Here is a 24,561-nt window from a genome sequence, read left to right on the forward strand (position 1 = left end):
CCCACGACGGAGGGACCGGGGCCGGTGGTCTCGGCTCGGGAACGGATCCCGAGGCGAAGGATCAGGTGCCGACGTCGCGGCCGCCCTTGTGCCAGGCGCACACCACCGAAGGACGCGGGAAGTCCCCGTCGGGCCAGAGGCTGGTCGGCTCCTCGGCCGTACCGTTCTCGCCCGGGTGCTGCGGCGCGAGGAAGACCGTCTTCTGGTCCTTCGTGACCAGCGGGCCGCAGGTCTCCGCCTCGACCGGGACGGTCGCGAAGGTCCGCAGCTCACCGCGGAAACGACCCTCCACCGGGACCACGTGCAGGGAGTCGTTCATCCCCAGGCTGCCCGGCTGACCGTCGGTGGAAATCCACAGGTTGCCGTGCTTGTCGAAGGTCAGGTTGTCGGGCGCCGAGATCGGCATGACCTTCGACTTGTCGAAGCCCGCGTAGTAGGTGCTGTCGTCCTCGGGGTCGCCGCACACGATCGGGACGATCCAGGAGAACGTGGTGGCCGCCGAGTCGGCGCCGTCCTCGATGATCTCCAGGATGTGGCCGTACTTGTTGGGGCCCCGCGGGTTCGGCTCGTCGGCCTGGCCCGGCTCGCGCGCGCTGTTGTTGGTCAGGGCGCAGTAGACCTTGCCGGTGACCGGGCTCGGCTCGAAGTCCTCGGGACGGTCCATCTTGGTGGCGCCGACCTTGTCGGCCGCCAGACGGGTGTGGATCAGCACCTCGGCGACGGAGAAGCCCTCGACGAAGCTCTCGGTGTCGGAGCACAGCGGCAGCCACTCGCCGGTGCCGTCGAACTCGCCGTCGGAGGGCAGGGCGCCGGTGCCGTCGATCTCCTCCGCGGGGCTGTTGCCCTCCAGGCGGGCCACGTAGAGCGTGCCGGTGTCCAGCAGCGTCATGTTGTGCTTGTGGGAGCCCTCGACGTACTTCTTGGCGCTGACGAACTTGTAGATGTAGTCGAAGCGCTCGTCATCGCCCATGTAGGCGGCCACCCGGCCGTCCTCGGTGAGGTTGACGTTGGCGCCCTCGTGCTTGAAACGGCCCAGCATCGTGCGCTTGACCGGGGTGGAGTCCGGGTCGTGCGGGTCGATCTCCACGATGTAGCCGAAGCGGTTCACCTCGTTGGGGTGTCTGGCCAGGTCGAAACGCTCGTCGACCCGATCCCAGCGGCGACCCGAGTACCCGGTGGACAGCCCGTAACGGGAGGTCGCCTCGTTGTCGGGGGCGCCCACGAAGTACTGGTGGAAGTTCTCCTCACCGCTGAGGACGGTGCCCCAGGGCGTCATACCGCCGGCGCAGTTGTTGATCGTGCCCCGGGCCAGGACGCCCTCGGGGTCGGCCTCGGTGCGCAGCAGTTCGTGGCCTGCCGCCGGGCCGGCGATCCGGAAGGGGGTGTCGGCGGTGATGCGGCGGTTGAAGGGTCGCTCGCCCTCGGTCACGAGCCTCCACTGCCCGGTGCCGCCGACGCGCTCCAACTCGACGATCGAACCGCCGTGGGCGGCCATGGCCACCCGGATCCATTCGAGGTCGGCCTCGGCGCCGCCGGAGTATCCGGCGAACATCAGCTCCTCGTTGGTGTACTCGTGGTTGACCCACAGCAGGCCGCGCTCGTCGTCGAGCGTGAAGAAGCCGACGTAGTCGCAGTTGTAGCCGAACTGCTTCGCCTGCGCCTCGGCCGTCTGGTTCTCGAAGTCGAACTCGGGGGCGTCGGGCAGGACGGGGTCGCCCCAACGGACGATGACGTGGTGGTCGTAGCCCTCGGGGACGCTCACCTCGTCCCGGTTGTTGGGCAGGACGTTCTTGAAGGTGGGGCGAGGTGAGGGGTGGGGGCGTCCGGGACCTCTGTCCGCCGCCGCCGGGCTCAGCGCCGCCAACCCCAGGGCTCCGGCACCACCGCCGACCAGGGCGCCCTTGAGGGCGCTACGGCGGGAGAGCACCCCCTGGAAGATGTCGCCGAAGTAGGCGTTGTCGCTCTTGTTCGGCTCGGGGTGGAAGCAGGCGTTGCCGCAGCGGTACAGGCAGGTCTTCGCGGATCGACCACCGCCGACGCCGCCGATCAGGGGCAGCATCCGACGACGGGGCGCGGATTCGGGCACGCGTTCTCCTCGGGAATCGTGTCTGCTCCGCACCTTCCCGAGGGGGCTGCGGGGCTCCGCTCGGGGGGGCACGGAGTAGTGCGGGCAGTGGGGTCCTGCCGGTCGATCTCGACCTTGGCCGAGATTCCACACGCTCGGGTGAAACCGGGGTGAACTCACCCTCAACTCCCGCGCACGACTGTGGTGATCGCACGCTGAGCGGTCACACGAACACGTACCGTCGGACCTCTTGGTGATCCTCGCCTACCCCACCGCGCACTTCCACAAGCCTCGCCCAGGTGAGGCCGGGTGTTTTCGAGGAGAGGGTCGGAGCCCCCGTGCCGTAGGGCCCCGAACGCCTCCGGAGACCGATGTCCCGAAAGACGTCACCGACCTCGCGCTCGTCCGTCACGATCTCGAGGAGGGTCGTACAGCCGCCCCAGCAGAGCCCCCTGTCCGGACTGCAACACGTGCCCGGCGGACAGGGGGATCCAGAGGCATTCGAAGCGGGTCGGCTCCCCCACCCCGTCGTGCTCCTCGAACGAGGTCCACCGCTCGGGGACCGGGCCGTCCACCTCCATGTGGAAGACGTGACGCCGCTGGACCTCGAATCGATAGGGGGTGATGTCGTACTCGACCACCCCGAGCGGGCGTACGACGCGCAGCCCGGTCAGCCCGGTCTCCTCCCGTCCCTCGCACAGCGCTGCGGCCTCGGGCGTCTCTCCGGGACGTACGCTCCCCGCCGGAACCTGGAGCCCCACCTCCTCGGGGGAGGCGTCCACGTGCCGGAACACCAGCAGCCGTCCGTCGCGCACCACGTAGCACAACGCCTTGTCCCGTACCTCGCGCACATCGCTCATCCCGCCGTCCCGCCCTTCCGGCGCTCCGCCGGTTCCCTCACGGCCTCGCCGGGGAACATCCACCGGTACCGAATCCGACCCCGATGGGAGAATCCTCGGAAAAGCACCCGGCGGAGCGAGGGAAATGACTAGATTGAGCGCTGAGAACGATCCGTCGACCGAAGGCAGTCGCATGTCCGCTCCGACAGTGGCCGAGCAGCAAGCGTCAGAGTTCGACGACCGCGTGGTCCTCCCCATGCCACCGCAGGACGGCTTCACCGCCGACGACCTCGACCGCATCCCGGATCTTCCGCCGCACACCGAACTCATCGACGGAAACCTGGTACTGGTGAGCCCGCAGAAACTCTTCCACATGCTCGTCCTCGAACTCTTGGGGGACTCACTGAAGGCCCAGGCCCCCGAGGGCCTTCGGGTGGCGAGAGAGTTCTCGATCAGGCTCGGCGCGCGGCAGCGGCCGGAACCGGACCTGATGCTCGTCCATGCGGACGCCTTCAGGGAACTGGCCCAGACCTGGTTCGCCCCGGAGGCGGTGGAGTTGGCGGTCGAGATCGTCTCCCCGGAATCGGAGGTCCGGGACCGGGAGCGCAAACCCCAGCTCTACGCTCGTGCGGGTATCCGTTTCTTCTGGAGGGTGGAGCAGGACGGGGACGACGCCGTGCTCTACGAGTACGAGAAGGATCCCGCCAGTCCTTCCGGTGACTACGGCAAGCCGACCGTCCACCGCGAGACGCTCAAGACCTCGGTCCCGGTGAGGATGGAAGTGGATCTCACGAACATCCTGCGCCGCTGACCGAACGCCATCACCGGAACGGCGCTCGGGGGTACCCCGGTGACGGGGCGCGGGGCCGTGGGGACGGCCCCGCGGGAGAGCCTCAGGCGAGGGAGGCGACGGCCTCGTCGACGGCGTCCTGGAGGCGCCTGCGCCACGAGGCGCTGCCCGACCTGGTCGTGCGCACCTCGACGATCCGCAGGCCCTCGCCCAGGAGGGCCTTGGGTAGATCGGTGGCCCATTCCACCCGGGTGTAGGGCAGATCGGCCACGGCGGCGACCCGCTCCATCGACACCCCGTGCGGGGTGCCGAAGACGCGTTCGAAGTCCGGGTGGCCGGCCTGTTCCAGACCGGAGAAGATCCCGCCGCCGTCGTTGTTGACCACCACGATCGCCAGATCGGGTCGGGGCTCGCCCGGGCCGATGATCAGCCCGTTCTGGTCGTGCAGCATCGCCAGGTCGCCGAGCAGGGCGTAGGCGCGGCCCTCGCTCTCGCTCCGGTGGGCCATGGCCGCGCCGATCGCCGTGGAGACGGTCCCGTCGATCCCGCTCACACCCCGGTTGCCCACCAGACGCACGCCGCAGCGGGCCCGCATGGTGGCGTCCAGGTCTCGGATGGGCATGCTCGACCCGGCGAACAGCAGGGAACCGGTCGGCAGTTGAGCGGCCAGGTCCCGCGCCAGTCGCGGTTCGGAGAGCCCGTCCTCGGAGTCGAGCACCCCGTCCACGGCCCGGCGCGCCGCGGCCTCGGCGCGCTCCCAGGAGCGCGACCAGTCGGTGCGGACCGGGTTCTCCCAGTCCGCCTCCGTGGGCGGGGCCACCGCGGACACCACGTCGGTGGCGGTGCGGGCGGGGTCGGAGAAGGCGTTGGCCAGGCTCGCATCGGGGTCGCCGACGGAACCGGCCGTGACCACCACGTGGCGTTCGGCGCCGCGCAGGAAGGCCAGGATCTGCCGGGAGAGGTTGGGGCGGCCCACGCTCACCACGAGCTCGGGGACGTGCTCCTCGGCGAAGCCCGGCGCGGCCAGAAGCTGCCGGTAGGTGGAGATCGCTCCCCCGCGTCGCGCGTTGGAGGTGGGCTCGGCCAGCAGGGGCCATCCGGTCAGCTCGGACAGGGCGAGGAAGGGCGCCGGGTCGTAGTCGCCGTCACCGCAGACGATGACCCCGCGCTCCACGAGGGGAAGGCGGTAGGGGGCGGCTTCGGAACGGGGTCCGGGGCGTCCGATCCACGGGCCGCCGTCGGACCGCCCGTCCAGGGGCGCCGTCCATTCGGGGCCGTCGCCGGAGGACTGGTCGGGGGTGAGGGGGTCGCGGAAGGCCACGTTGAGATGGACCGGTCCGGGGCGCCCGCCCAGCGCCGAACCCCAGGCGCGGCAGACCAGGGAGCGCCAGTAGGCGACCATCCCCGGAGCGGGGTCGGGGGTGCCGACCTCGGCGAACATGCGCACGGCCCCGCCGTAGAGACCGATCTGGTCGACGGTCTGATTGGCGCCGGTACGGCGCAGTTCCGGGGGCCGGTCCGCGGTCAGGACCAGCAGGGGCACCCCGCTCTCGTCGGCCTCCATCACGGCCGGATGGAAATTGGCGGCGGCGGTGCCGGAGGTGCACACGATCGCCACCGGGCGGCGGGAGACCCGGGCCATGCCCAGGGCGAGGAAGGAGGCGGATCGCTCGTCCACCCGCACATGGACCCGGATCCCGGGGTGTGCGACCAGGGCCAGCGCCAGGGGGGTCGAGCGCGACCCGGGCGCGATGACGGCCTCGGCCAGCCCGCAGCGGGCCAGTTCGTCGACGAGGACCCGCGCCAGGGCGGTAGACGGATTCATCCAGAGTCTTTCGTTCGTCACGGTGTTCACCAAGTATCGCCGTGCGGCCCCACCGCATCGCACGACGCCTCCTCGCTCCGGCGGCCGCGCTCCAGAACGCGCGCGAGACACCGAAGCCCCCCTCCAGTGAACCCCGTTCGGTCGTCATCGGCGACCGAACGGGGTTGTGATCTCTTGCCCATCCCGTCTCATCCCGCCACGGGCCATGATCGTCGTCACGGTTCGGGCGGGCCGCCCCGAGCGCCGTCTCAGGCGTTCGCGGCCTCCGCCGCGGCCGCGGCGCGCGCGAGCCAGGGGGCGGCGTCGATCTCGACCGCCTCCAGGGAACGCTCGTCGACCTCGACCCGTCGGACCGGCAGATATCCGTCGACCGGGGTCAGCGGTTCCGCCGCCACGTCGGCGGTCAGCATCTGCATGGTCGCGAGCCCGCAGGCGTAGGGGAGCTCCGGCAGCGCGGCGGCCAGGGCCACGCCCGCCGCCAGGCCCACGGAGCTCTCCACGGCGCTGGAGACCACGACCGGGAGTCCGCAGGCCTCGGCCACCCGGAGGGCGGCGCGTACGCCGCCCAGAGGCTGCACCTTGAGCACGACGATGTCGGCGGCCTCGGCCGCGCGCACCCTCAGCGGATCCTCGGCGCGCCGGATCGACTCGTCGGCGGCCACCGGGACGTCCACGCGTCGGCGGACCTCGCCCAGTTCCTCCAGGGTCGCGGAGGGCTGCTCGACGTACTCCAGGTCGAACCGGTCGAGTTCGCGGATCATCCGCACCGCGGTGTCCACGTCCCAGGCGCCGTTGGCGTCGACCCGGATCCGACCCTCGGGACCGATCGCGGCACGCACGGCCTCGACCCGGTCGACGTCCTCACGCCGGTCCCGGCCCTTCTCGGCGACCTTGACCTTGGCCGTGGCGCATCCCCCGGAGGCCACGATCTCGGTGGCCCGTTCGGGGCCGACGGCGGGCACGGTGACGTTGACCGGGATCCGCTCGCGCAGCGGTTCCGGCCACCCCTGGTGGGCCGCCTCAAGACAGGCGGCCCACCAGCGGGAGGACTCGCGCGGACCGTACTCGGCGAAGGGCGAGAACTCGCCCCACCCGGCGGGACCGCGCACCAGCAGCCCCTCGCGCACGGTGATGCCGCGGAAGCGGTTGCGCAGGCCGATCGCGAAGGCCCGCCCCTCGGCGGACCCCCGCTCCGGGTCGAGGCGTTCCTCGGCGGTCACGGGCGACGCGGGAACTTGTCGAACTCCGGACGACGCTTCTCCTTGAAGGCGTCCCGCCCCTCCTGGGCCTCCTCGCTCATGTAGTAGAGCATGGTGGCGTCACCGGCGAACTGCTGCATGCCGGCGGCCCCGTCGCTGACGGAGTTGATCGCGCCCTTGAGCATGCGCAGCGCCAGCGGCGACTTCTCCAGGAGCTCACGCGCCCACTGGACGGTCTCCTTCTCCAGGTCGGCCAGGGGCACCACGGTGTTGATCATGCCCATGTCCAGCGCCTCCTGGGCGCTGTACTGGCGGCACAGGTACCAGATCTCGCGGGCCTTCTTCAGGCCGACGGTCTCGGCCAGCAGCCAGGAGCCGTAGCCGCCGTCGAAGGAGCCGACCTTGGGGCCGGTCTGGCCGAACTTGGCGTTGTCGGCCGCGATCGTCAGGTCGCAGCAGACCTGGAGGACGTTGCCGCCGCCGATGGACCAGCCGGCGACCATGCAGATCACGGGCTTGGGCAGGCGACGGATCTGCACCTGGAGGTCGAGGACGTTGAGGCGGCCGATGCCCTGGCGGGCCACGGCGTCGTCGCCGATGTAGCCGTCGTCGCCACGGATCTTCTGGTCGCCACCGGAGCAGAACGCCTGGTCACCGGCGCCGGTGAAGATGATCACACCGACCTCGGAGTCATCGCGCGCGATGTTGAACGCCTGCTGGAGTTCGAACAGGGTCTGCGGCCGGAAGGCGTTGTGCCGCTCAGGGCGATTGATCGTGATCTTGGCGATGCCCTCCGCGGTCTCGTAGATGATGTCGGAATACTCGCCCGACCGCTGCCAGTCGATCACGCTGCTCACGGCTACTACTTCTCCTCACGCGGACTTCAGGGGACGACCCGGACACGAAACGGCCCGAAGACCTCCGCGTCCAAGTGTCGACCCTACGCATTCTGCCAGGCGGGCCGGGACCAACGGCACGCGCCCGACCCTCGGACGTCGCGCGGCCCGACCCGAAGGGTCTCGGTCACGCGCGACGCGTCGTCACGCGGCGGATCCGTCATCCTTCCACCGGGCGTACCCTGGGGCACCGTGGCAGCAGCAGCGAGTGAACACCGGTCCCCTTCCTCTTCCTCCCTCGAAGGAGCGCGTCCCCTTCAGGCGGTACGCGGTATGTCCCCGAAGGCTCTGAACCGCCTGCTCGCCGAGGCTCTGGAGGGCACGGGGCCGGCTCTGCTGCCGATCCCCGACGGCACCCCCGACGCCCGGGTCCGAGGGCTCCTGGAGGCGATGCGTCCCTCCTCCCTGCGCACTCCGGACGGTGTGGTCCCGCTCGCCGACGCCCTTCCCGTGGGCGACGACGCCGCGCTGGTCGTCACCACCTCCGGGTCCACCGGCACGCCCAAGGGGGTGGAGCTGTCGGCCGGGGCCCTCACCGCCTCGGCGCGCGCCTCCCTGGACCGGATCGGCGCGAAGGACGGGGACACCTGGTTGTGCGTCCTTCCGGCCGGTCACATCTCCGGGATCCAGGTCATGGTCCGGGCCCTGGTCGGGGGGACGGAGGCGGTGCACGCGCGTTTCGACACCGACACCTTCCCCGGCCTCGTCGAGGCCTCCCCCACCCATGTCTCCCTGGTCCCCACCCAGTTGCGCAGGCTTCTGTCCGCCGGTGTCGACCTGTCCGGTCTCGGGGCGATCCTGCTGGGCGGAGCGGCGGCCGAACCGGAGCTGTTGGAGCGGGCCCGTTCGGCGGGCGGGCGTGTGTTCACCACCTACGGCATGAGCGAGACCTGTGGTGGTTGCGTCTACGACGGCGTCCCCTTGGACGGTGTACGGATCCAGGTCGACTCCGAGACACCCGGTGAGCCCGGCCGTGTCCTGATCGGCGGCCCCACCCTGCTCACCGACTACCGCCTGCCTCCGGGCGTGGCCCCGGATCCCGGCGCTCTGAGCGACGGTTCCTCCGGTCCGCGTCTTCTGCGCACCAACGACCTGGGGCGGCTCGACGAGGAGGGGCGGCTGCGGATCCTGGGCCGGATGGACGAGGTGATCAACACCGGCGGCCACAAGGTCGTGCCGGGGCCGGTCTCCGAGATCCTGTCGGGGCATCCGAAGGTGGCCGAGGTCGTGGTCGTGGGTCGCCCCGACCCGGAGTGGGGCGAGCGGGTCAGCGCCGTCGTGGTCCCCGTGGACCCTGCCGACCCGCCGGTGTTGACCGAACTTCGGGACATGGTGCGCGCGCACCTGCCCTCCTACGCGGCGCCGCGGGAGTTGGACCTGCGTCCGGAGCTTCCGATGCTCGCCTCCGGAAAACCGGATCTGCTCTCTCTTCGCGCCTCCTCCTGAGAGGTCCGTCCCTCCACCACCTCGTGTTCGTCCTCGGGGAAGGGCCTGCCGCCCCCTCTCCCGGGCTCTCGATAACGGCCCGGACGAAGCGGGGTTACCGGTGTGGACCGAACCCATGGGACCCTGGCCGCGGCGGGTGTCGTTCCCGATGGCGCGAACACCCGCCGACACGGGACCGTCCGGGGGCCGAACACGCCCCCGGCCTCCTTTCGACCACGGTCGCTCCCGGACCGGTCCGAAAAGGCGGGGAACTTCCCAAAGCTCCCTGACGTCTACCCGAGTACCCGGTTCCTTCGGCCCCCGCCCAGAGGAGGTCCGCAGTTGGCGACAGTCATGGTTCCACCCGTCCACGTACGCGCGGCCTCTCGAACGCCCGGGCGGCCTCGGGTCGAACGTTCGGAACACCGGCGCGGAGTCGTCTCCTCTACCCGCACGACCCCGCTCACCGCCACTCACGGAGCAGTGATCTATGCCACCCTCTCCGATATCCAATCGAGACAGGGAACATTTGACTCGCCGACACGTTGGACATATTGGCGCGTCCAGCCGGCGGTGACCCTCCGCCACGTGCCACACGTCTTGGAAGGGAGGGAGGTGCCCCGATGACGAGCACTACCCTGGCGGCCTCCGGCCGAACGGTCGAGGCCGACGACGGAACCGCTCAGAACCCGGCCCCCGAGGCCCACGCGGCCCTGTCCGACCTGCTCGCCCAGGGACGTGCTCAGGGACATCTGTCCCTCCCCGAACTACGTACCGCTCTCACCGCGGCCGGAGTCACCTCCAGTGACGGCCGCTCCATCCTGCGTGAACTCACCGAGAACGGGGTCCGACTCGCCGACGGGGGCGAGGATTCCGCGAAGGTGGCCGACCCTGACGCCGAGGACGACGTGCTGGAAAACACTCTCATCGCGACGGTGCCCGACACCGACGAGGCACCCAAGGCCGCATCCGGCAAGGTCGCGACGCGCAAGAAGACCGCCTCCCCACGGAGGAAGGCCCGCTCCACGCGCCGCACCAAGAAGACCGAGACCACCCAGGCCACCACCGACCCGGAGACCGGTGAGGCCGACCTCGACGACCAGTCACCCGCCATGGGCGACTCGGTCCACACCTACCTCAAGGCGATCGGACGTCGCCAGCTGCTCACCGCCGAGCAGGAGGTCGACCTGGCCAAGCGTGTGGAGGCCGGACTCTACGCCGAGTACCGCCTGGGTCTGCACGGCGAGATCGACGAGTCCGTCCCCATGGCCGACGTCGAGCGCGAGGAGCTCGAGTGGGTGGCCGAGGACGGTCGCAAGGCCAAGTCCCACATGCTGGAGGCCAACCTCCGCCTGGTCGTGTCCGTGGCCAAGAAGTACAGCGACCGGGGGATGTCCCTGCTGGACGTGGTCCAGGAGGGCAACCTGGGGCTGATCCGCGCGGTCGAGAAGTTCGACTACACCAAGGGCTTCAAGTTCTCCACATACGCCATGTGGTGGATCCGTCAGGCCATCCAGCGAGGGTTCGCCGACTCCGCGCGCACCATCCGTCTCCCCGTGCACGTGCTGGAGCTGCTCAGCAAGGTGAGCAGGCTGGAGCGCGACATGCACCAGGCGCTGGGCCGTGAGCCCACGCCGGAGGAGCTGGCGCTGGAGCTGGACAAGACCCCGGCCCAGATCGAGGAGCTGCTGCGGGTCACCCGTCAGCCCATCAGCCTCGACTCGACGATCGGCGAGGACGGCGAGACCCGTATCGGCGACCTGATCGAGGACGTGGACGCCTCGGAGGCCTCCGAGGTGGTCGACCGTCAGCTCATGGCGGACCAGCTCCGTAACGCGCTGTCCGACCTGGAGCCGCGCGAGGCGACCATCATGTCGCTGCGGTTCGGACTGATGGACGGGCGTCCGCGCACCCTGGACGAGATCGGCAAGCACCTGGGGCTGACCCGCGAGCGGATCCGGCAGCTGGAGAAGCAGTCGCTGTCCAAGCTGCGTCACCCGAGCCGGGCCCAGCAGCTGCTGGACTTCGCCAGCTAGAAGAGTACGACGCGTTCGGAGCCGCTCTCCCTCGGGAGGGCGGCTCCGTCGTCTTCGGAGCGCCCTCGTGCGCCCTCCCGTATCGGGGTTCCCCCGATCTTCCCCCGGGTTCCGCCGAAGGCCTCCCCCTTGCCCGGATTCCGGTGGAATGATGGTCCGATGACCAAAGATCCCGGTACCAACAGGGACGAGATCGCCGCCGCCCTGCGCGCGGGCCGTGAGCTGGGCCCCGAGTACGACGACGCGATCGCCGCCTCCCTCGTCGAACGTGTCGACGATTCCATCGACGAGCGCATCCGACACCATGTGGAACGCCGTATGGGCGAGGATCGGGGCCGTCGAGGGCTGCCCTCCAACAACGTGCGTATGGTCCTGTCACTGGTGTGCCTGGGCGTCAGCATCCCCCTGACCGCCATGTCCGCCGCGATGATCGGGGTGGGCGGCGTGTTCGTCACCTGGCTGGGGCTGATCGTCTTCTACCTGGTCTCGATCACGGGGCTGCGTCGCTGAGAGCCCCTCCCCCGGCCACACGCGAGAAGGCGGGGCGGGACCGATGTCGGTCCCGCCCCGCCTGCTCGTCGTCCTCAGAAGCCGCAGGCCGCCAGGATCGTGTCATGGGTGTCGGCGGTCCAGGTCAGGGCGTCGGCCAGACCGGCCTCGTCGCCTTGGTCCAGCTCGTCGAGGATCGCGTAGACGGCGTCCGCGCGCTCGGCGGCGTCGGCCTCCAGACTCCCCCTGGCCGCCTCCTCCAGACGTTCCACGTCCGCCAGGTGGGCCTCCAGTTCCTCGGCGTGCTGGTCCTGGTAGGGCACGCCGTCCACCAGCAGGTCCTGCTCGATGCTGGAGGCCGCCATGTCGACGGCGCTGATGTTGCTCTGGATGTCGGCGCAGGCCGCCTCGATCTCGGCCTTGTTCCCGGAACAGGCGGTCAGCAGCAGGGGAAGCGCCAGCGCGCCCGCGGTGAGGGCGAGGGCACGGGCGGGGGTTCGAGGGTGGGACACGGGTGAAGCTCGTTCCTTCTCGTGGTTCTACAGGGGGACGGCCCTGGGGCCGGAGAGGGGAAGGGGAAGAAAGATGGGGACGGGGGATCAGAGGAGGAAGAGGGCGAAAAGCCCGAACACTCCCGCGATGACGACGATCGCCGCGACGAAGACACAGCCCAGGACCGCGCCCACTCCCCCGGTGCGCGGGGAGAAGCGGGGACCGTCGTGGTAGTGATGCCGGTGTTCCTGGTGGTGGTAACGGTTCCGGCGTCCCGACGAGGACGGGGGAACGTACGAGCGCCCCGTCCCCCTCGACCTTCCGGAGGACCGCGCGGGGCGTCCGCTCCGCGAGTTGAAACCGCCACCGGGGCGGGACGCGCCGCCCCCGGAGGAGAAGCCGCCCGACCGGGAGGAACCACCGCGCCCACCACCGCGCGAGGAGAAACCTCCACCCTTCCGGGAGGCGCCGCCACCCGATCGCCCGCCACCCGATCGTCCTCCGCCGGAACGTCCGCCCGACGAACGTCCTCCGCCGGATCTCCTACTCATCGGAGCCTCCTTGGGGTTGTCGTTCGAAGCCGCCGAGGAGACGGCCCTCCGACCATAACGGGACGGATCGACCTCTCGGATCACCGGAGTCACAGCCGGCCACTTGAGGCCGACTTCGACGTGGGAGGGAACCGACGAGGCCCCTCCCGCGTCCGGGGGTCCGTCCGCGGAAGGGGCCCGTGGCCGGCGGGGTCATCCCTCCAGCGCGGCCCGCAGGATCTCGACGGCCTCCTCGTGGTCCAACCCCACCCGGTTGATGACCTCGGCGTACTCTCTGGCCGAGGCCAGGGCCTCGGCGCGTTGGTCGTCGCCCGCCGCGGCGATGAAGGTCCCCGAGCGCCCTCGGGTCTCCACCACCCCGGCCTGTTCGAGCTCACGGTAGGCGCGGGCGACGGTGTTCACCGCCACCGAGAGCCGGCCCGCCAGGGCCCGGACGGTCGGCAGTCGGTAGCCGACCGGCAGCTCGCCGTTGGCCGCCGCGATCGCGACCAGAGCCCTGATCTGTTCGTAGGGCGGTACCTTCGACGTTGGATCGATGCGGATGAACTCCGCCATGCCCTTCTTCGCTCCCCACGTGGCTCGCCTGTCTACGCTCCGGAATCGATCCGGACGCCTCACCAACCTATCGTCCGCCGTTCGCCCCTAGGGCGTGTCCACGACGGACGAGCCCCACGACCGCGGGTCGTGGGGCTCGTGTCACCGGTGATCAGGCCACGGGACGGGGCACTCCCTGGATGCCGTGCAGGCGGTGGGTCTCCCGCGCGGTCAGCAGACGCTCGGCGACACCGGTCGCCTGCTTGACCCGGGGGTGGGCCAGGCGCTTACGGCGCTGGATCCGGTCCATGTAGCCCTTCGGGCCGACCAGGACCCGCTCGTGGGCGTAGGCGGCGCGCATGGCCTCGGTGAGCAGCGTGTCCAGAGCCACCCCGAGTTCGTGGAGTTCCTCCGCCGGGGCGCCTCCGTCCCGGGCGGCGTCCAGGGCGTCCTCGGCGGCCGCCACCTCCGCGAGGAGCCCGGGAAGACGGTCGGCCGCCTCCCGGTCGTGCGCGAGCCTCTCCTCGGCCCGGGCCCTGGTCTCCTTGGCGACTCCCATCGCGTTCTCCTTCGGTCGTCACATCAGCCGTGTGGGGCCACTCTAGACATGACGGGGATCACTTTCCTCCCTCCGCCGAGATCGACACCTTAGGGAGATCCGAGCCTTGGTGGGGCGGGTCGATGGTGGTGTTCTCCGCGTGGAACTGTCACCTTACTTAGTAGATCCAGCCCCTCCCCTTGGAAGGACCCATGCGAAGCAGGAACAACGCGGGACTCAACCGTGAACGCATCATCGTGGAGGCCCTGCACATCATCGAAGGGCGTGGGCTGGGCGGCCTGTCCATGCGGCGGCTGGGCGACGCCCTGGAGGTGGAGGCCATGGCCGTCTACCACCACTTCCCGAAGGGGAAGGAGCAGCTCTTCAACGCCATCGCCGCCTACGTCACCACCGCGCGCGTGGTCAACGGCCTCTCCGAGGACGAGGGCCCCGAGGACGAGGAGCTCCCGGCCGCGGGCACCTCGGAGGAGGACGTCGAGAGGATCGAGGAACTCCCCTGGGAACAGAGGATCACCCTGTGGGCCGAGGGGTACCGCGCCCGGCTGCTGACCTATTCGGGCGCGCTGTCCCTGCTCATGCACCGCGCCCCGCGCACCCTCGCCGAACGCAGGACCGCCGCCCTCCTGGACGGCGCCCTTCTCGACGCGGGCCTGACCGGAGGGGACGTGGCCGCGACACGGGACGCGCTCTTGGGATATTGCCTGGGGTCCGTGGGACATCAGGTGCGTCACGCGGGCCGTGAGGACGCCCCGAGCGAGGACGAGGCCCTGTCCCGTTTCCGTTTCGGGCTGCGCGCGCTCCTTCGCGGGGCGACCTCCTGACGTCCCCCTTCAGCCCTCGCTCCCGGCCCGGGCCCGTTCCGCGCGCAGGCGGCGGGCCTCGTCCGGGTCCAGGACCGGGGCCGCGGTGAGGAGTCGACGGGTGTAGTCGCTCCGCGGGTTCTCGTAGATGCCGTCGCTGTCGCCCATCTCGACGACCTCGCCCTTGCACATCACCGCGACCCGGTCGCTGACCTGGCGCACCACCGCCAGGTCGTGGGCCACGAAGATGTAGGTCAGACCGAAGTCGTCCTGCAACTCCGACAGCAGCCGCAGCACCTGGTCCTGCGTGGACACGTCCAGCGCCGAGACCGGCTCGTCGCAGATGATCAGCTTCGGCTTGAGGATCAACGCCCGGGCGATCGCGATCCGCTGCCGCTGACCCCCCGAGAACGCGTGCGGGAACCGGTTGTAGTGATCGGGTTCGAGCCCGACCCGCTCCAACAGTTCCTGGACCCGGACCCGGTTGCGCCTGCCATCGCGCTCGCCCTGGACCTTCAGGGCGGTGCCGATGCTCTGGCCGATGGTCAGACGCGGGTTGAGCGAGGAGTAGGGGTTCTGGAACACCATCTGCACCTCGTTGCGCAGAGGACGCATGCGGCGATCGGACAGGTGGGTGATGTCCTGGCCCTCGAACTCCACGGTGCCCTCGGTGGGCTCCAGCAGCCGCATGATCATGCGCGAGAGCGTGCTCTTGCCCGACCCGGACTCGCCGACCACGCCCAGGGTCTCACCCTTGTACAGATCGAAACTGACCCCCTTGACCGCCCAGAAGTCCGTCGAACGACCCCACAGACCACCGCGGACCTTGAAACTCTGCGAGACGTCGCGCACCCGCAGCAGGGGTTCCTCGTCACGGCTCCGCGAGGGCGGCGTGAACGCGTCGAACCCCTCCTCCGAACCCGCACGCGCCTCCGTCGCCGCCGTGGCCTCTCCCTTCTCCTCACGGGCCTTACGGGCACGGTCGGCGCGGTCCTGGGCGCGACGTTGGGCCCGGGAGACCTCCACGCGCGGGACCGCGTCCAGCAGCGCCTGCGTGTAGGGGTGCTCGGGGTGGGAGAGGACTCGGCGCACGTCGCCGCGTTCGACGGCCTGGCCGTGGCGCATGACGACGACCTCGTCCACGGAACCGGCCACCACGGCCAGGTCGTGGGAGACCAGGATCAACGCCATCCCCAGATCACGACGGAGCTCGTCGAGCAGATCCAGGATCCTCGCCTGCACGGTGACGTCCAAGGCGGTGGTCGGCTCGTCGGCCAACAACACCTTGGGATCGCACATCAACCCCATCGCGATGACCACACGCTGACGCATACCACCCGAGAACTCGTGCGGATACGAATTGATCCGCTTCTCCGGCTCGTGGATCCCCACCCGCTCCAAGGACTCCACGGCCCGGGAGCGCGCCTGTGCCCGCGAGATCTGTGGACGATGGACGCGCAACGCCTCGATGAGCTGGTTGCCGATGGTGTACTGCGGGTGCAGCGACTGCATCGGGTCCTGGAAGACCATCGCGATGTCGTTACCGCGCATCCGACGCAGCCGCTTGTCGGTGGCAGTGACCACGTCCTGACCGGCCACCTCGATGGAGCCGGTGATCTGCGCCCGACTTCCCCGGTGCAGACCCATCAGGGCCAGCGAGGTCACGCTCTTACCCGAACCCGACTCGCCCACGATCCCCAGGGCGCCTCCGGCGGGCACCTCGAAGGAGAGACCCTTCACCGCGTGGACGTCACCGTCCATCATCGGGAACGTCACCCGCAGATCGTCCACACGCACGACAGGGGACCGACTCATGGAGGACGCCTCTCTTTAGCCGTGGATGCGCACGCGCGGGTCGACGAGCGGGTACACGAGATCCACGATCAGGTTGCTGATGACGATGAAGAACGCGCCGAACAGGGTCACGCCGAGAATCACCGGCAGGTCGCTCTGGGTGATGGCCTGGACGGCGTAGCGGCCGATGCCGTTGAGGGAGAAGACCTGTTCGGTGAGGACCGCGCCGCCCAGGACCAGCCCGAGGTCCAGACCGAAGATGGTGATGATGGGGGTCAGGGTGGGACGCAGCGCGTGTTTGAGCACGACCTTGCGCTCACTCAACCCCTTGGCCCTGGCGGTGCGGATGTAGTCCTCGTTGAGGGTCTCCAGCATGCCCGCGCGGGTCTGCCGGGCGTACATGGCGGCGTGCAGGAACGCCAGGGTGAGCCAGGGCAGGACCAGCCCCTGGGCCCAGGCGAGCGGGTCCTCGGTCAGAGGTACGTAGCGCGGGGTGGTGAACAGCCCCCAGGAGTGCACCAGGAAGGCCAGGGACAGCAGCCCCGTGAAGAAGATCGGCAGCGAGACGCCGGCCAGGGCCACGCCCATGGCCAGACGGTCGAACAGGCTGCCCTTCCAGACCGCGGAGATCACCCCGACGGCGACACCGCCGACCAACCAGATGATCCCGGCCCCCAGGGCCAGCGAGGCCGTCACGGGAAGCCGGGCGATGATCTCGGGAAAGACCTCCTGGTAGGTCTGGAACGAGTACCCGAAGCAGGGGGCGGAGCACTCGATGGTGTCCCGGCCGAACTGGTACTGGGCACCGAAGAGGATGCCCCGGACGAACTCCCCGAACTGCACCGCGATCGGCTGGTCCAGGCCCAGCCGTTCGATGGTCGCCTGGATCGCCTCCGGTGTAGGGGCCCGCCCCACGTACATCGTGGCGAGCTGCTCGGTGGTGCGGCCGGCCCAGCGGGGCACCACGTAGAAGATGGCGAAGGTGACCATGGTGACCACGGCCAGGAGCAACAGACCGGCGCCGAGGCGGCGCAGGATGTAGGTCGTCAAGGCGCGTGCTTTCTGTCGTCGAGACCATGGCCCCGGGGTCCGGAACCGGACCGGGGAGAACTCCACCCCGGAGCCAAACCGTAACCCACTGAAATCAGCCGATCACGTCTCGTGTTCGGCGTGTACAAGGCTTCGCCCCACGCGCCACGCCGAGCCCGGGTACGGGTCGGGCCCCGCGCCGCCCCTCACCGGGGTGCGACACGGGGCCCGAGGTCCCGTCGGAACGCGGATCGGTCGGATCCGCCGAGGGTCTACTTCACGGCGCCCATCGACAGGCCCCGCACCAGCTGACGCTGCGCCGTCCAGCCGATCACCACGATGGGCAGGCTCGCCATCACCACCGCGGCCGAGAGCTGGGCCACGAACAGCCCCTCACTGGTGATGAACCCGGTCAGGAACACCGGGACGGTGGCCGCCTGGGCCGCCGTCAGGTTCACCGCGAAGAAGAACTCGTTCCACGAGAAGATCATGCAGATGAGGGCCGTGGCCGCGATGCCCGGAGCCATGATCGGCATCATCACCGACCACAGGATCCTCGGCAGCCCCGCCCCCTCCATCCGGGCGGCCTCCACGATCGCCGTGGGGACCTCCAGGAAGAAGGAGCGCAGCATCCACACCGCGATGGGCAGGTTCATCGCCGTGTACAGCACCACCAGGGTCCACACGTTGTCCAACATCGACAGGTGCGCGGCCGCGACGTAGATCGGGACGACGACCGCCACCACCGGCAGCATCTTGGTGGAGATGAAGAAGAACAGGACGTCCTGGGTGCGCTTGACCGGGGCGATCGACAGCGCGTACGCCGCCGGCAGACCCAGCGCCAGCACCAGCAGAGTGGAGGCCAGGGTCGCGATCGCCGAATTCCCCAGATAGGGCAGGAAGTCGGCGCCCAGCACGGCCGCGAAACGGTCGAGCGTGGGCTGGAAGAAGAGCGTCGGCGGGTTGGTCGCCGCCTGGTTCTCCTGCTTGAACGCGGTCAGCACCAACCACAGCACCGGGGCGACGAACACCAGGCCGATCACCCAGGTGAACACGGTCAGGGCGGCTCCGGGCAGACGGGTCGCGACCGACGAGGGACGCGGCCGCCGCGTTCCCGCCGTGGTGGACACCGCTCGTTCGGGGGCTCGGGCGGTCACGATCTCGCCTCCTGTGCGTTCATGAACGTGCGGAAGATCAGCCGGAGGGCCAGCATCGCCACGATGATGGTGCCGACCACCACCACGACGCCCATCGCCGCGGACTGTCCGATGTCGAACCCGAGGAAGGTCCGCTGATAGATGTAGAAGGGCAGGTTGGCGCTGGCCGTGCCGGGGCCGCCCTGGGTCATCATGTAGATCGTGTCGAAGGTGTTCACCACGTACACCGAACCCAGCAGCACACCGAGCTCGATGTAGCGGCGCAGGTGCGGCAGGGTGATCCACACGAAGCTCTGCCAGGAACTGGCGCCGTCGACCTGTCCGGCCTCCAGCACGTCACCGCCCTGGCTCTGGAGCCCGGCCAGCACCAGCAGCATCATGAACGGCGTCCACTGCCAGACCAGCGCGACCACCACGGACAGCACCGGCGCCTGGGAGACCCAGTCGAAGGTCTCCACGCCGAACGGGGACAGCACGAAGTTCACCAGACCGAAGACCGGTTCGAACATGATGTGCTTCCACAGCAGCGCCGTGGCCACCGGCAGGATCAGGAACGGGGTGATGACGAGTGTGCGCACCACGCCCCGGCCCGGGAACCTGCGGTCCAACAGCAGGGCCAGACCGATACCGAGCAGCATCGCCACCACCACGCAGGAGGCGGTGATGAGGATCGTGTTGGCGGCGGCCCCGAGGAACTGGCGGTCGGTGAAGACCGCGGCGTAGTTGGCCACGCCCACCCACGCCTGGGAGTCCGGCCGCAACAGGTTCCAGGAACGGAACGAGTACACGACGGTCGCCAGGAACGGAAGCTGGGTGACGACCAGCATGAACACGAGGGCGGGGAGCAGCGGGGCCCTGCGCGCCCACCCCGAGACACGGGCACGTCCGCGGGCGGGGGTGGAGGGCGAGGGCGTCGCGGTCGCCTCGCGCGGCGGTGCGGTCGCGGCGCTCATCGGCCGTCCTCCTTATAGGTCTCGCCGACGGTCTCGGCGTACTCCTGACTCTGTTCGAGGGCCTGCTCGACGGTGATCCGGCCGGCCACGGCCGCGCTGAGCTGCTGGCTGACCCGGGTGCCCAGGTCCTGGAACTCGGGGATGGCGAGGAAACCGATGCCCTCGTAGGGGACCGGACGCGTACCCGGGTTCTGCGGATCGGCCTTCTCGATGCCGTCCAGCATGGGACCGGCGTAGGCCCCGGCGACCTCCTGGTACTCGGGCACCTCGAAGGTCGAGAGTCGGTTGCCCGGGGGGACCCGCTGCCAGCCGTACTCCTCGGCGACCGTGCGGACGTACTCCTGGTCGGTCATCCACTCCAGGAACGCCCACGCCTCCTCCTTGTGCTCGGAGGTGGAGGGGATCCCCAGCGTCCAGGCGTACAGCCAGCCGCCGTAGTCGGTCTCGGAGACCGGAGCCGGAGCGTAGCCGTTGAGACCGGCCACCGTTCCGGCGTTCTCGTCCTCGATGGTGCTGACCATGGAGGTGGAGTCGTAGAACATGGCGGCCCGACCCTGGGCGTAGCGGTTCAGGCAGTCGCCGAAGCCGCTGTTGGCGGCGCCCGGCTGGCCGTGCTCACGGACCAGGTCGACGTAGAACGAGGCGGCCTCGTGGAACTCCGGGGAGTCCAGTTCGGCGTTCCAGTCCTCGTCGTACCAGCGACCGCCGAAGGTGTTGAGCATGCTGTTGAACGGGCTGAGCACCTCGCCCCAACCGGCGAGGCCGCGCATGCAGATCCCCGCGACCCCGGGCTCGACGCCGTCGAGTTCGGCGGCCAGCGCGGCGATCTCGTCCCAGGTGGGGTTCTCCGGCATCTCCACGCCGGCCTCTTCGAAGAGGTCCTCGCGGTAGGCCACGAAGGAGGACTCACCGTAGAAGGGGACCGAGTACATGTCGCCCTCGTGGGACAGGTCCTCGCGCAGCGAGGGGATGAAGTCCTCGTGGTCGTACCCGTCGGAGGCGTCGATGAAGGGCTGAAGGTTCTCCAGCCATCCGTACTCGGCCCACTGTCGGGTCTCGTAGTTGCTGATCATGACGGCGTCGAACTCGCCCCCGCCGGTCGCCACCGAGGTGGTGATCTTGGCGCGGGCCTCGTTCTCGGGGAGCGACACGAAGTCGACCTCGATGCCGGGGTTGTCCTCTCGGAAGCGATCCTGGAGGGAGATCGCGTCCTGCATCTGGGGGTTGGACACGATCGCGACGGTCAGTCGGGTGCCCCCGTCCCCGGAGGCCACGGCCCCCGCTCCGGCACAGCCGGTGAGCAGGGCCCCGGCGGCGACCACGGCGATCATGGCCGCCGTTCTGGTGGTGGCTCGCACGTTGGCTCTCCTCCGATCAGGCGGACGCGTCGGGGACGACCTGGATCTTCACGCCGGTACCCGCGCGCATCATGTCCAGCGCCTCGGGGAAGCGTTCCAGGGGCAGGGCGTCGGTGAGCAGCGGAGCCGTCTCGATCGCGCCGGAGGCCATGAGGTCCAGGGCCGCGCCGTAGCTGTTCAGCACGGCCATGGAGCCCACGATGGTGATCTCGTCGTTGTAGACGCGGAAGGGCGACAGCGACATCCGGGCGGCCTCGTCGGCCACCCCGAAGATGAGCAGCCGTCCGCCGCGCCGGAGCGAGGAGAAGGCCGCCTCGATCGCCTGGGGCACGCCGGTGACGTCCACCGCGGCGTCGAAGTCCGCCTCCTTCAGGTCGTCGGCGTCGGTCGCGGTGGCGTGGGCGCCCAGTTCCTCGGCGATGGCCAGCCGTCGGGTGTTGCGGTCGACCATGGTGACCTGGGCCCCGGAGCGCTGGAGGAGCTGCTGGAGCAGCAGGCCCATGGTGCCGGCGCCCACCAGTAGGAAGCGCTCGCCGGCCTCGACGCCGATGCGTCGGACTCCGTGGACCGCGCAGGACAGGGGCTCCACCAGGGCGCCCTCCCGCATGCTCATCGAGTCGGGCATGCGGTAGCAGTTGGCCGCGGGGACGGCCACGTACTCGGCGAAGGCCCCGTCGACGGTGTCGCCGATCGCCCCCCAGTTGCCGCACAGGTTGCCGCGTCCGGCGCGACAGTACTCGCAGTGTCCGCAGAACAGCGAGGGGTCGACGGCGACCCGGTCCCCGGGGGCCAGCCCCGTGGTGACGTTCTCCCCGACCGCGGTCACCGTGCCGGCGAACTCGTGCCCGGGGACGAGCGGGTAGGGGCTGGGCGGGAACTCGCCGTCGGCGATGTGGAGGTCGGTGCCGCAGATCCCGCAGGCGCCGACCCGGACCACGACACCGTCCGGGGCGGGGGTGGGGTCCGGGCGATCGTCCACGATGAGGGATCCCGGTTCGGTGATGATGGCGGCGCGCACGTCTGGTTTACTCCCGGATGCTCGGTTCGCTCTTTTGAGCGACCTTTGTCACAGATGTTTCGAACATTGAACGCCCGTGTGACGCCTGTGTCAACGTGGTTCGCCCATTCGAGTAGACTCCTGCACATATGAGCGAGCGGCGGCAGGAAGTTCAGGAAACGGCCCCGAACGGGCCCGCGGAGTTGGTGCGACTCGCCGCGATCGCCCGCAGGTTCTACCTGGAGGGCCGGTCGAAGGTGGAGATCGCCGAGGAGTTCGGCCTGAGTCGATTCAAGGTCGCGCGCGACCTCGACGCCGCCCGCTCCTACGGGATCGTGCACATCGACATCCGCCTACCGGAGCGGCTGGACGCGGAACGCTCCGAGCTCCTACGCGAACGGTTCGGCCTGCGGCGGGCGATAGTGGTCGACACCCTGGACGATCACCTGGACACCCGCCGGGCCCTGGGTTCGGTGGCGGCCCGTCTCCTGTCCGAGATCGTACGCCCCGACGAGATCCTGGGGCTGGCCTGGAGCCGGGGCCTACAGGCGATGGGCGCCGACATGGTCGAACTGCCGCGCTGCACCGTCGTCCAGCTCAACGGCGTCCTGTCCGAGCACACCGAGGCCGGAGGATCGGTCGAGACCGTGCGTCGCGTGGCCACACTGGCCGGCGGCCAGGCGTACCCGATCTACGCCCCGCTCATCCTTCCCGACGCGGCCACGGCGGCCACCCTGCGCGCCGACCCCGGTATCGCCGCCGCGTTCGCGCACTTCGACCGGCTGACCACCGCCGTGGTGGCCATCGGCGGCTGGGACGAGCGCAACTCCACCGTCTTCCAGGCGCTGACCCCGGAGGACCGGGAGCGCTACACCGCGATGGGCGTGTGCGGGGAGATGTCAGCCCAGCTCTTCGACATCGACGGGAACCAGGTCCACAGCGACCTGGACGAGCGGGTCATCAGCGTGAGCGCGGACCAGTTGCGGCGGGTGCCCGAGGTGGTGGCGGTCGCGGGGGCCGGCGACGAGTCCAAGGCGCGGGCGGTCGGCGCCGTGCTCCGCAGCGGTCTGGTCTCCACCCTGGTGACGGACGACGCCGTGGCCCGCGTCCTGTTGGACGACGGCTCCCCCGACCAGGACTGAGCGTCGGGGCCCCTCCCTCGGGCGCGGAGGGGCCCCGCCCCTCGATCGGGGCACGGGTCCGGCTCAGGCGGAGGGCATTCCGTCCTCGACCCACCCGCGAAGGTCCGCGCCCGGGCAATCGGTCGAGTTGCCGGACAGACCGCCGTGCCAGGTCTTGCTCAGTTTCTTTCCGGCTTTCTTCACGGCCTCGTCGTACAGGCTTCGGATGGCGTTCTTCGCGGCCTTGCCGGCGTCGCCGTCGCGGCCGATGAAACAGACCCCGATATGGCTGGTGTTGTGCGGAGCGGCGTGGGCCCCGACCACCGTCCAGCCACGCCCCTCATAGATTTTCCCGGAACGGTCGACCAGGAAGTTGTAGCCGATGTCGGCCCAGCCGTTGGAGTCCATGTGGAAGTCCTGGATCTGACGCGGGGTCTGGCTCGTCGGACCCGCGGAATAGTGCACGGTGAACCCGGTGCGCTGACTCCAGGAGACCGTGGTCCTGTCCCGCGGGGAACGCGCTCCCCAGTCCGACCTGCCGATGATGCTGACCAAAGGTTCCTCCTACGTGAGAGGGCCCCTTCCGGTGGGACCGGTCCGGTGTTCGGTCCGGGGCCCGAGAGCGACGGTGACGGCGAGGGCGACGCGTGCGGGAGATGGGTCCCGCCGTCGTGAATTCGAGATGATGACCATGGTCATCAAGAGGATATCCGGGAGACGCGGAATTACACCTTCCACATTCGGAATAATCGAACACGACCGACCCCCGACGACGCGAATAAGAGCGAACGCCGAGCACCCTTCTAATCACATCGGAAACGCACGCAACATACGCACCGCGAACACGAAAATGAAACACTCTGAGGAATTTCCATTCCTCCACATATCCGACTTTTCATGACTCAAAAAAGAGCCGCCCTCGAACACGGAACGCGCGAAGCCCGGGGCCGACGACCGGGCCACCTGGCTGGCCCTCTCCCCGGGCCCGCCCCCTCCCCCGTCCCGTCCGAAAAAAGATTCCGTCCCCGTGTCGATCCACGCCCGCCCCGGTCGTCGTGAGGGCGAGAGACACCGAGAGATACCGGAGTGGACATGCGCAAGCTGATCGAGTCGACCTTCGTCACCATCGATGGAGTCTTCTCCTCGCCCGAGAGATGGGGGCACCGTACTGGGACGAGGAGCACTCCTCCTACGCGACCTCCCTGTTGGGCCAGGCGGACGCGCTCCTCCTCGGCCGGGAGACCTACGAGGGCTTCGCCGCGACCTGGCCCTCGCGGAGCGGGAACGACTACGCCGACCGCATCAACGCGATGCCCAAGTACGTGGCCTCCCGGACCCTGACCGGCACCGAAGCCGAGTGGAACGCCACGATCATCCGAGGCGACATCGCGGAGCGGGTCGCGGGGCTCAAGAGGGAGCCCGGCGGGAACCTCCTGAAGTTCGGCACGGGGGAGCCGGACCACACGTTGATCGAGCACGGACTCGTGGACGAACTGCACCTGTGGGTGTTCCCCGTGATCGCCGGAGGCGGCGAACGTCTGTTGGACGGCCTGGACATCACGCACTTCGAACGTCTGAGGACCGTGGAGTTCGCGAGCGGCCTCACCGTGATGGTCCTCGGTTCGAAGTAGTGGACACGGAGCGGGGCGATG

General features: G+C 69.6%; 21 protein-coding genes and 1 pseudogene. 7 read left to right on the plus strand and 15 right to left on the minus strand.

Translation table 11 applies throughout. The features are described from left to right. Positions 1–61 precede the first annotated feature (61 nt). Both TR33_RS23955 and TR33_RS23960 read right to left on the minus strand, forming a co-directional pair. Entirely contained in the window at positions 62–2,086 is a 2,025-nt protein-coding gene (locus TR33_RS23955; RefSeq protein WP_026125114.1) for a PhoX family protein, read from the minus strand. A gap of 365 nt (positions 2,087–2,451) precedes the next feature. Continuing rightward, positions 2,452–2,925: an NUDIX hydrolase gene (locus TR33_RS23960; protein ID WP_017535171.1), complete on the minus strand. Its 474-nt coding sequence runs from the start codon at positions 2,923–2,925 to the stop codon at positions 2,452–2,454. Positions 2,926–3,097: 172 nt separating this feature from the next. On the opposite strand from TR33_RS23960, the gene TR33_RS23965 reads away from it, so the two are divergent. Further along, positions 3,098–3,715: a Uma2 family endonuclease gene (locus TR33_RS23965; protein ID WP_026125113.1), complete on the plus strand. Its 618-nt coding sequence runs from the start codon at positions 3,098–3,100 to the stop codon at positions 3,713–3,715. Between the two features lie 82 nt (positions 3,716–3,797). On the opposite strand, the gene menD is transcribed toward TR33_RS23965, so the two are convergent. From menD to menB, 3 genes are all read right to left on the minus strand, one after another. Continuing rightward, positions 3,798–5,519, minus strand: coding sequence for a 2-succinyl-5-enolpyruvyl-6-hydroxy-3-cyclohexene-1-carboxylic-acid synthase (gene menD / locus TR33_RS23970; protein ID WP_042285683.1), 1,722 nt, complete (start codon positions 5,517–5,519; stop codon positions 3,798–3,800). A 248-nt stretch (positions 5,520–5,767) separates the two neighbouring features. Then, positions 5,768–6,739, minus strand: a complete 972-nt coding sequence (locus TR33_RS23975) for an o-succinylbenzoate synthase (RefSeq protein WP_042285685.1) — start codon at positions 6,737–6,739, stop codon at positions 5,768–5,770. Beyond that, entirely contained in the window at positions 6,736–7,575 is an 840-nt protein-coding gene (gene menB, locus TR33_RS23980) for a 1,4-dihydroxy-2-naphthoyl-CoA synthase (RefSeq protein ID WP_017535168.1), read from the minus strand. The genes TR33_RS23975 and menB overlap by 4 nt, the downstream gene beginning before the upstream one ends. A 231-nt stretch (positions 7,576–7,806) precedes the next feature. Between menB and TR33_RS23985 the strand changes: the two genes are divergently transcribed. The 3 genes from TR33_RS23985 (at position 7,807) to TR33_RS23995 (ending at position 11,585) form a co-directional block, all read left to right on the plus strand. Then, a complete protein-coding gene (locus TR33_RS23985; RefSeq protein ID WP_017535167.1) occupies positions 7,807–9,060 on the plus strand; it encodes an AMP-binding protein in 1,254 nt (417 codons plus the stop codon). A gap of 602 nt (positions 9,061–9,662) precedes the next feature. Then, positions 9,663–11,075 carry an RNA polymerase sigma factor gene (locus TR33_RS23990; RefSeq protein ID WP_014908454.1) on the plus strand — a complete coding sequence of 471 codons (1,413 nt, stop codon included), beginning with the start codon at positions 9,663–9,665 and terminating at the stop codon, positions 11,073–11,075. 159 nt (positions 11,076–11,234) lie between these two features. Then, the gene (locus tag TR33_RS23995) at positions 11,235–11,585 is read left to right on the plus strand and encodes a hypothetical protein (protein WP_017535166.1); all 351 of its coding nucleotides are present in this window, start codon (positions 11,235–11,237) and stop codon (positions 11,583–11,585) included. A gap of 74 nt (positions 11,586–11,659) precedes the next feature. On the opposite strand, the gene TR33_RS24000 is transcribed toward TR33_RS23995, so the two are convergent. The 3 genes from TR33_RS24000 to TR33_RS24010 form a co-directional block, all read right to left on the minus strand. Beyond that, positions 11,660–12,076, minus strand: coding sequence for a hypothetical protein (locus TR33_RS24000; RefSeq protein WP_017535165.1), 417 nt, complete (start codon positions 12,074–12,076; stop codon positions 11,660–11,662). Between the two features lie 723 nt (positions 12,077–12,799). Then, positions 12,800–13,162, minus strand: a complete 363-nt coding sequence (locus TR33_RS24005) for a GntR family transcriptional regulator (RefSeq protein ID WP_014913277.1) — start codon at positions 13,160–13,162, stop codon at positions 12,800–12,802. 151 nt (positions 13,163–13,313) lie between these two features. Continuing rightward, on the minus strand, positions 13,314–13,700 hold the full coding sequence (locus tag TR33_RS24010) for a hypothetical protein (RefSeq protein WP_014912269.1): 387 nt from the start codon (positions 13,698–13,700) through the stop codon (positions 13,314–13,316). Between the two features lie 191 nt (positions 13,701–13,891). Between TR33_RS24010 and TR33_RS24015 the strand changes: the two genes are divergently transcribed. Next, positions 13,892–14,521, plus strand: a complete 630-nt coding sequence (locus tag TR33_RS24015; protein ID WP_014911139.1) for a TetR/AcrR family transcriptional regulator — start codon at positions 13,892–13,894, stop codon at positions 14,519–14,521. A gap of 9 nt (positions 14,522–14,530) precedes the next feature. Here the strand turns inward: TR33_RS24015 and TR33_RS24020 are convergent, their stop codons facing one another. The 6 genes from TR33_RS24020 to TR33_RS24050 all read right to left on the minus strand — a co-directional run bounded on the left by TR33_RS24020 (position 14,531) and on the right by TR33_RS24050 (position 21,809). Further along, complete coding sequence (locus TR33_RS24020; protein WP_042285687.1) at positions 14,531–16,315, minus strand: ABC transporter ATP-binding protein; 1,785 nt, start codon at positions 16,313–16,315, stop codon at positions 14,531–14,533. Positions 16,316–16,330: 15 nt separating this feature from the next. Continuing rightward, the gene (locus TR33_RS24025) at positions 16,331–17,344 is read right to left on the minus strand and encodes an ABC transporter permease (protein ID WP_014911492.1); all 1,014 of its coding nucleotides are present in this window, start codon (positions 17,342–17,344) and stop codon (positions 16,331–16,333) included. 251 nt (positions 17,345–17,595) lie between these two features. Then, entirely contained in the window at positions 17,596–18,453 is an 858-nt protein-coding gene (locus tag TR33_RS24035) for a carbohydrate ABC transporter permease (protein WP_376736990.1), read from the minus strand. Between the two features lie 23 nt (positions 18,454–18,476). Then, positions 18,477–19,433: a carbohydrate ABC transporter permease gene (locus TR33_RS24040; protein WP_014911424.1), complete on the minus strand. Its 957-nt coding sequence runs from the start codon at positions 19,431–19,433 to the stop codon at positions 18,477–18,479. Then, entirely contained in the window at positions 19,430–20,764 is a 1,335-nt protein-coding gene (locus tag TR33_RS24045) for an ABC transporter substrate-binding protein (RefSeq protein WP_017535770.1), read from the minus strand. The genes TR33_RS24040 and TR33_RS24045 overlap by 4 nt, the downstream gene beginning before the upstream one ends. 43 nt (positions 20,765–20,807) lie before the next feature. Further along, positions 20,808–21,809, minus strand: coding sequence for a zinc-dependent alcohol dehydrogenase family protein (locus TR33_RS24050; RefSeq protein WP_042285690.1), 1,002 nt, complete (start codon positions 21,807–21,809; stop codon positions 20,808–20,810). Between the two features lie 182 nt (positions 21,810–21,991). Between TR33_RS24050 and TR33_RS24055 the strand changes: the two genes are divergently transcribed. Beyond that, positions 21,992–22,930, plus strand: coding sequence for a sugar-binding transcriptional regulator (locus TR33_RS24055; RefSeq protein ID WP_017535768.1), 939 nt, complete (start codon positions 21,992–21,994; stop codon positions 22,928–22,930). A gap of 72 nt (positions 22,931–23,002) precedes the next feature. On the opposite strand, the pseudogene TR33_RS24060 reads toward TR33_RS24055, so the two are convergent. Then, positions 23,003–23,464, minus strand: a pseudogene (locus tag TR33_RS24060) (N-acetylmuramoyl-L-alanine amidase); the annotation flags it as partial. Positions 23,465–24,063: 599 nt separating this feature from the next. Here TR33_RS24060 and TR33_RS24065 point away from each other — a divergent pair. Then, the gene (locus TR33_RS24065) at positions 24,064–24,540 is read left to right on the plus strand and encodes a dihydrofolate reductase family protein (protein ID WP_084570324.1); all 477 of its coding nucleotides are present in this window, start codon (positions 24,064–24,066) and stop codon (positions 24,538–24,540) included. The last annotated feature ends 21 nt before the right edge of the window (positions 24,541–24,561 follow it).

The sequence above is a fragment of the Nocardiopsis alba genome (assembly GCF_000710955.1).
Taxonomy (GTDB): Bacteria; Actinomycetota; Actinomycetes; order Streptosporangiales; family Streptosporangiaceae; genus Nocardiopsis; species Nocardiopsis alba.

Excerpts from the sequence above, each read along its gene's own strand:
- TR33_RS23990 (WP_014908454.1), top strand. The coding sequence starts at position 9,663 with ATGACGAGCACTACCCTGGCGGCCTCCGGCCGAACGGTCGAGGCCGAC.
- TR33_RS24020 (WP_042285687.1), bottom strand. The coding sequence starts at position 16,315 with ATGAGTCGGTCCCCTGTCGTGCGTGTGGACGATCTGCGGGTGACGTTC.
- TR33_RS24010 (WP_014912269.1), bottom strand. The coding sequence starts at position 13,700 with ATGGGAGTCGCCAAGGAGACCAGGGCCCGGGCCGAGGAGAGGCTCGCG.
- TR33_RS23995 (WP_017535166.1), top strand. The coding sequence starts at position 11,235 with ATGACCAAAGATCCCGGTACCAACAGGGACGAGATCGCCGCCGCCCTG.
- TR33_RS24045 (WP_017535770.1), bottom strand. The coding sequence starts at position 20,764 with ATGATCGCCGTGGTCGCCGCCGGGGCCCTGCTCACCGGCTGTGCCGGA.
- menD (WP_042285683.1), bottom strand. The coding sequence starts at position 5,519 with ATGAATCCGTCTACCGCCCTGGCGCGGGTCCTCGTCGACGAACTGGCC.
- TR33_RS23965 (WP_026125113.1), top strand. The coding sequence starts at position 3,098 with ATGTCCGCTCCGACAGTGGCCGAGCAGCAAGCGTCAGAGTTCGACGAC.
- TR33_RS23960 (WP_017535171.1), bottom strand. The coding sequence starts at position 2,925 with ATGAGCGATGTGCGCGAGGTACGGGACAAGGCGTTGTGCTACGTGGTG.
- TR33_RS24040 (WP_014911424.1), bottom strand. The coding sequence starts at position 19,433 with ATGAGCGCCGCGACCGCACCGCCGCGCGAGGCGACCGCGACGCCCTCG.
- TR33_RS24015 (WP_014911139.1), top strand. The coding sequence starts at position 13,892 with ATGCGAAGCAGGAACAACGCGGGACTCAACCGTGAACGCATCATCGTG.
- TR33_RS24065 (WP_084570324.1), top strand. The coding sequence starts at position 24,064 with ATGGGGGCACCGTACTGGGACGAGGAGCACTCCTCCTACGCGACCTCC.
- TR33_RS24005 (WP_014913277.1), bottom strand. The coding sequence starts at position 13,162 with ATGGCGGAGTTCATCCGCATCGATCCAACGTCGAAGGTACCGCCCTAC.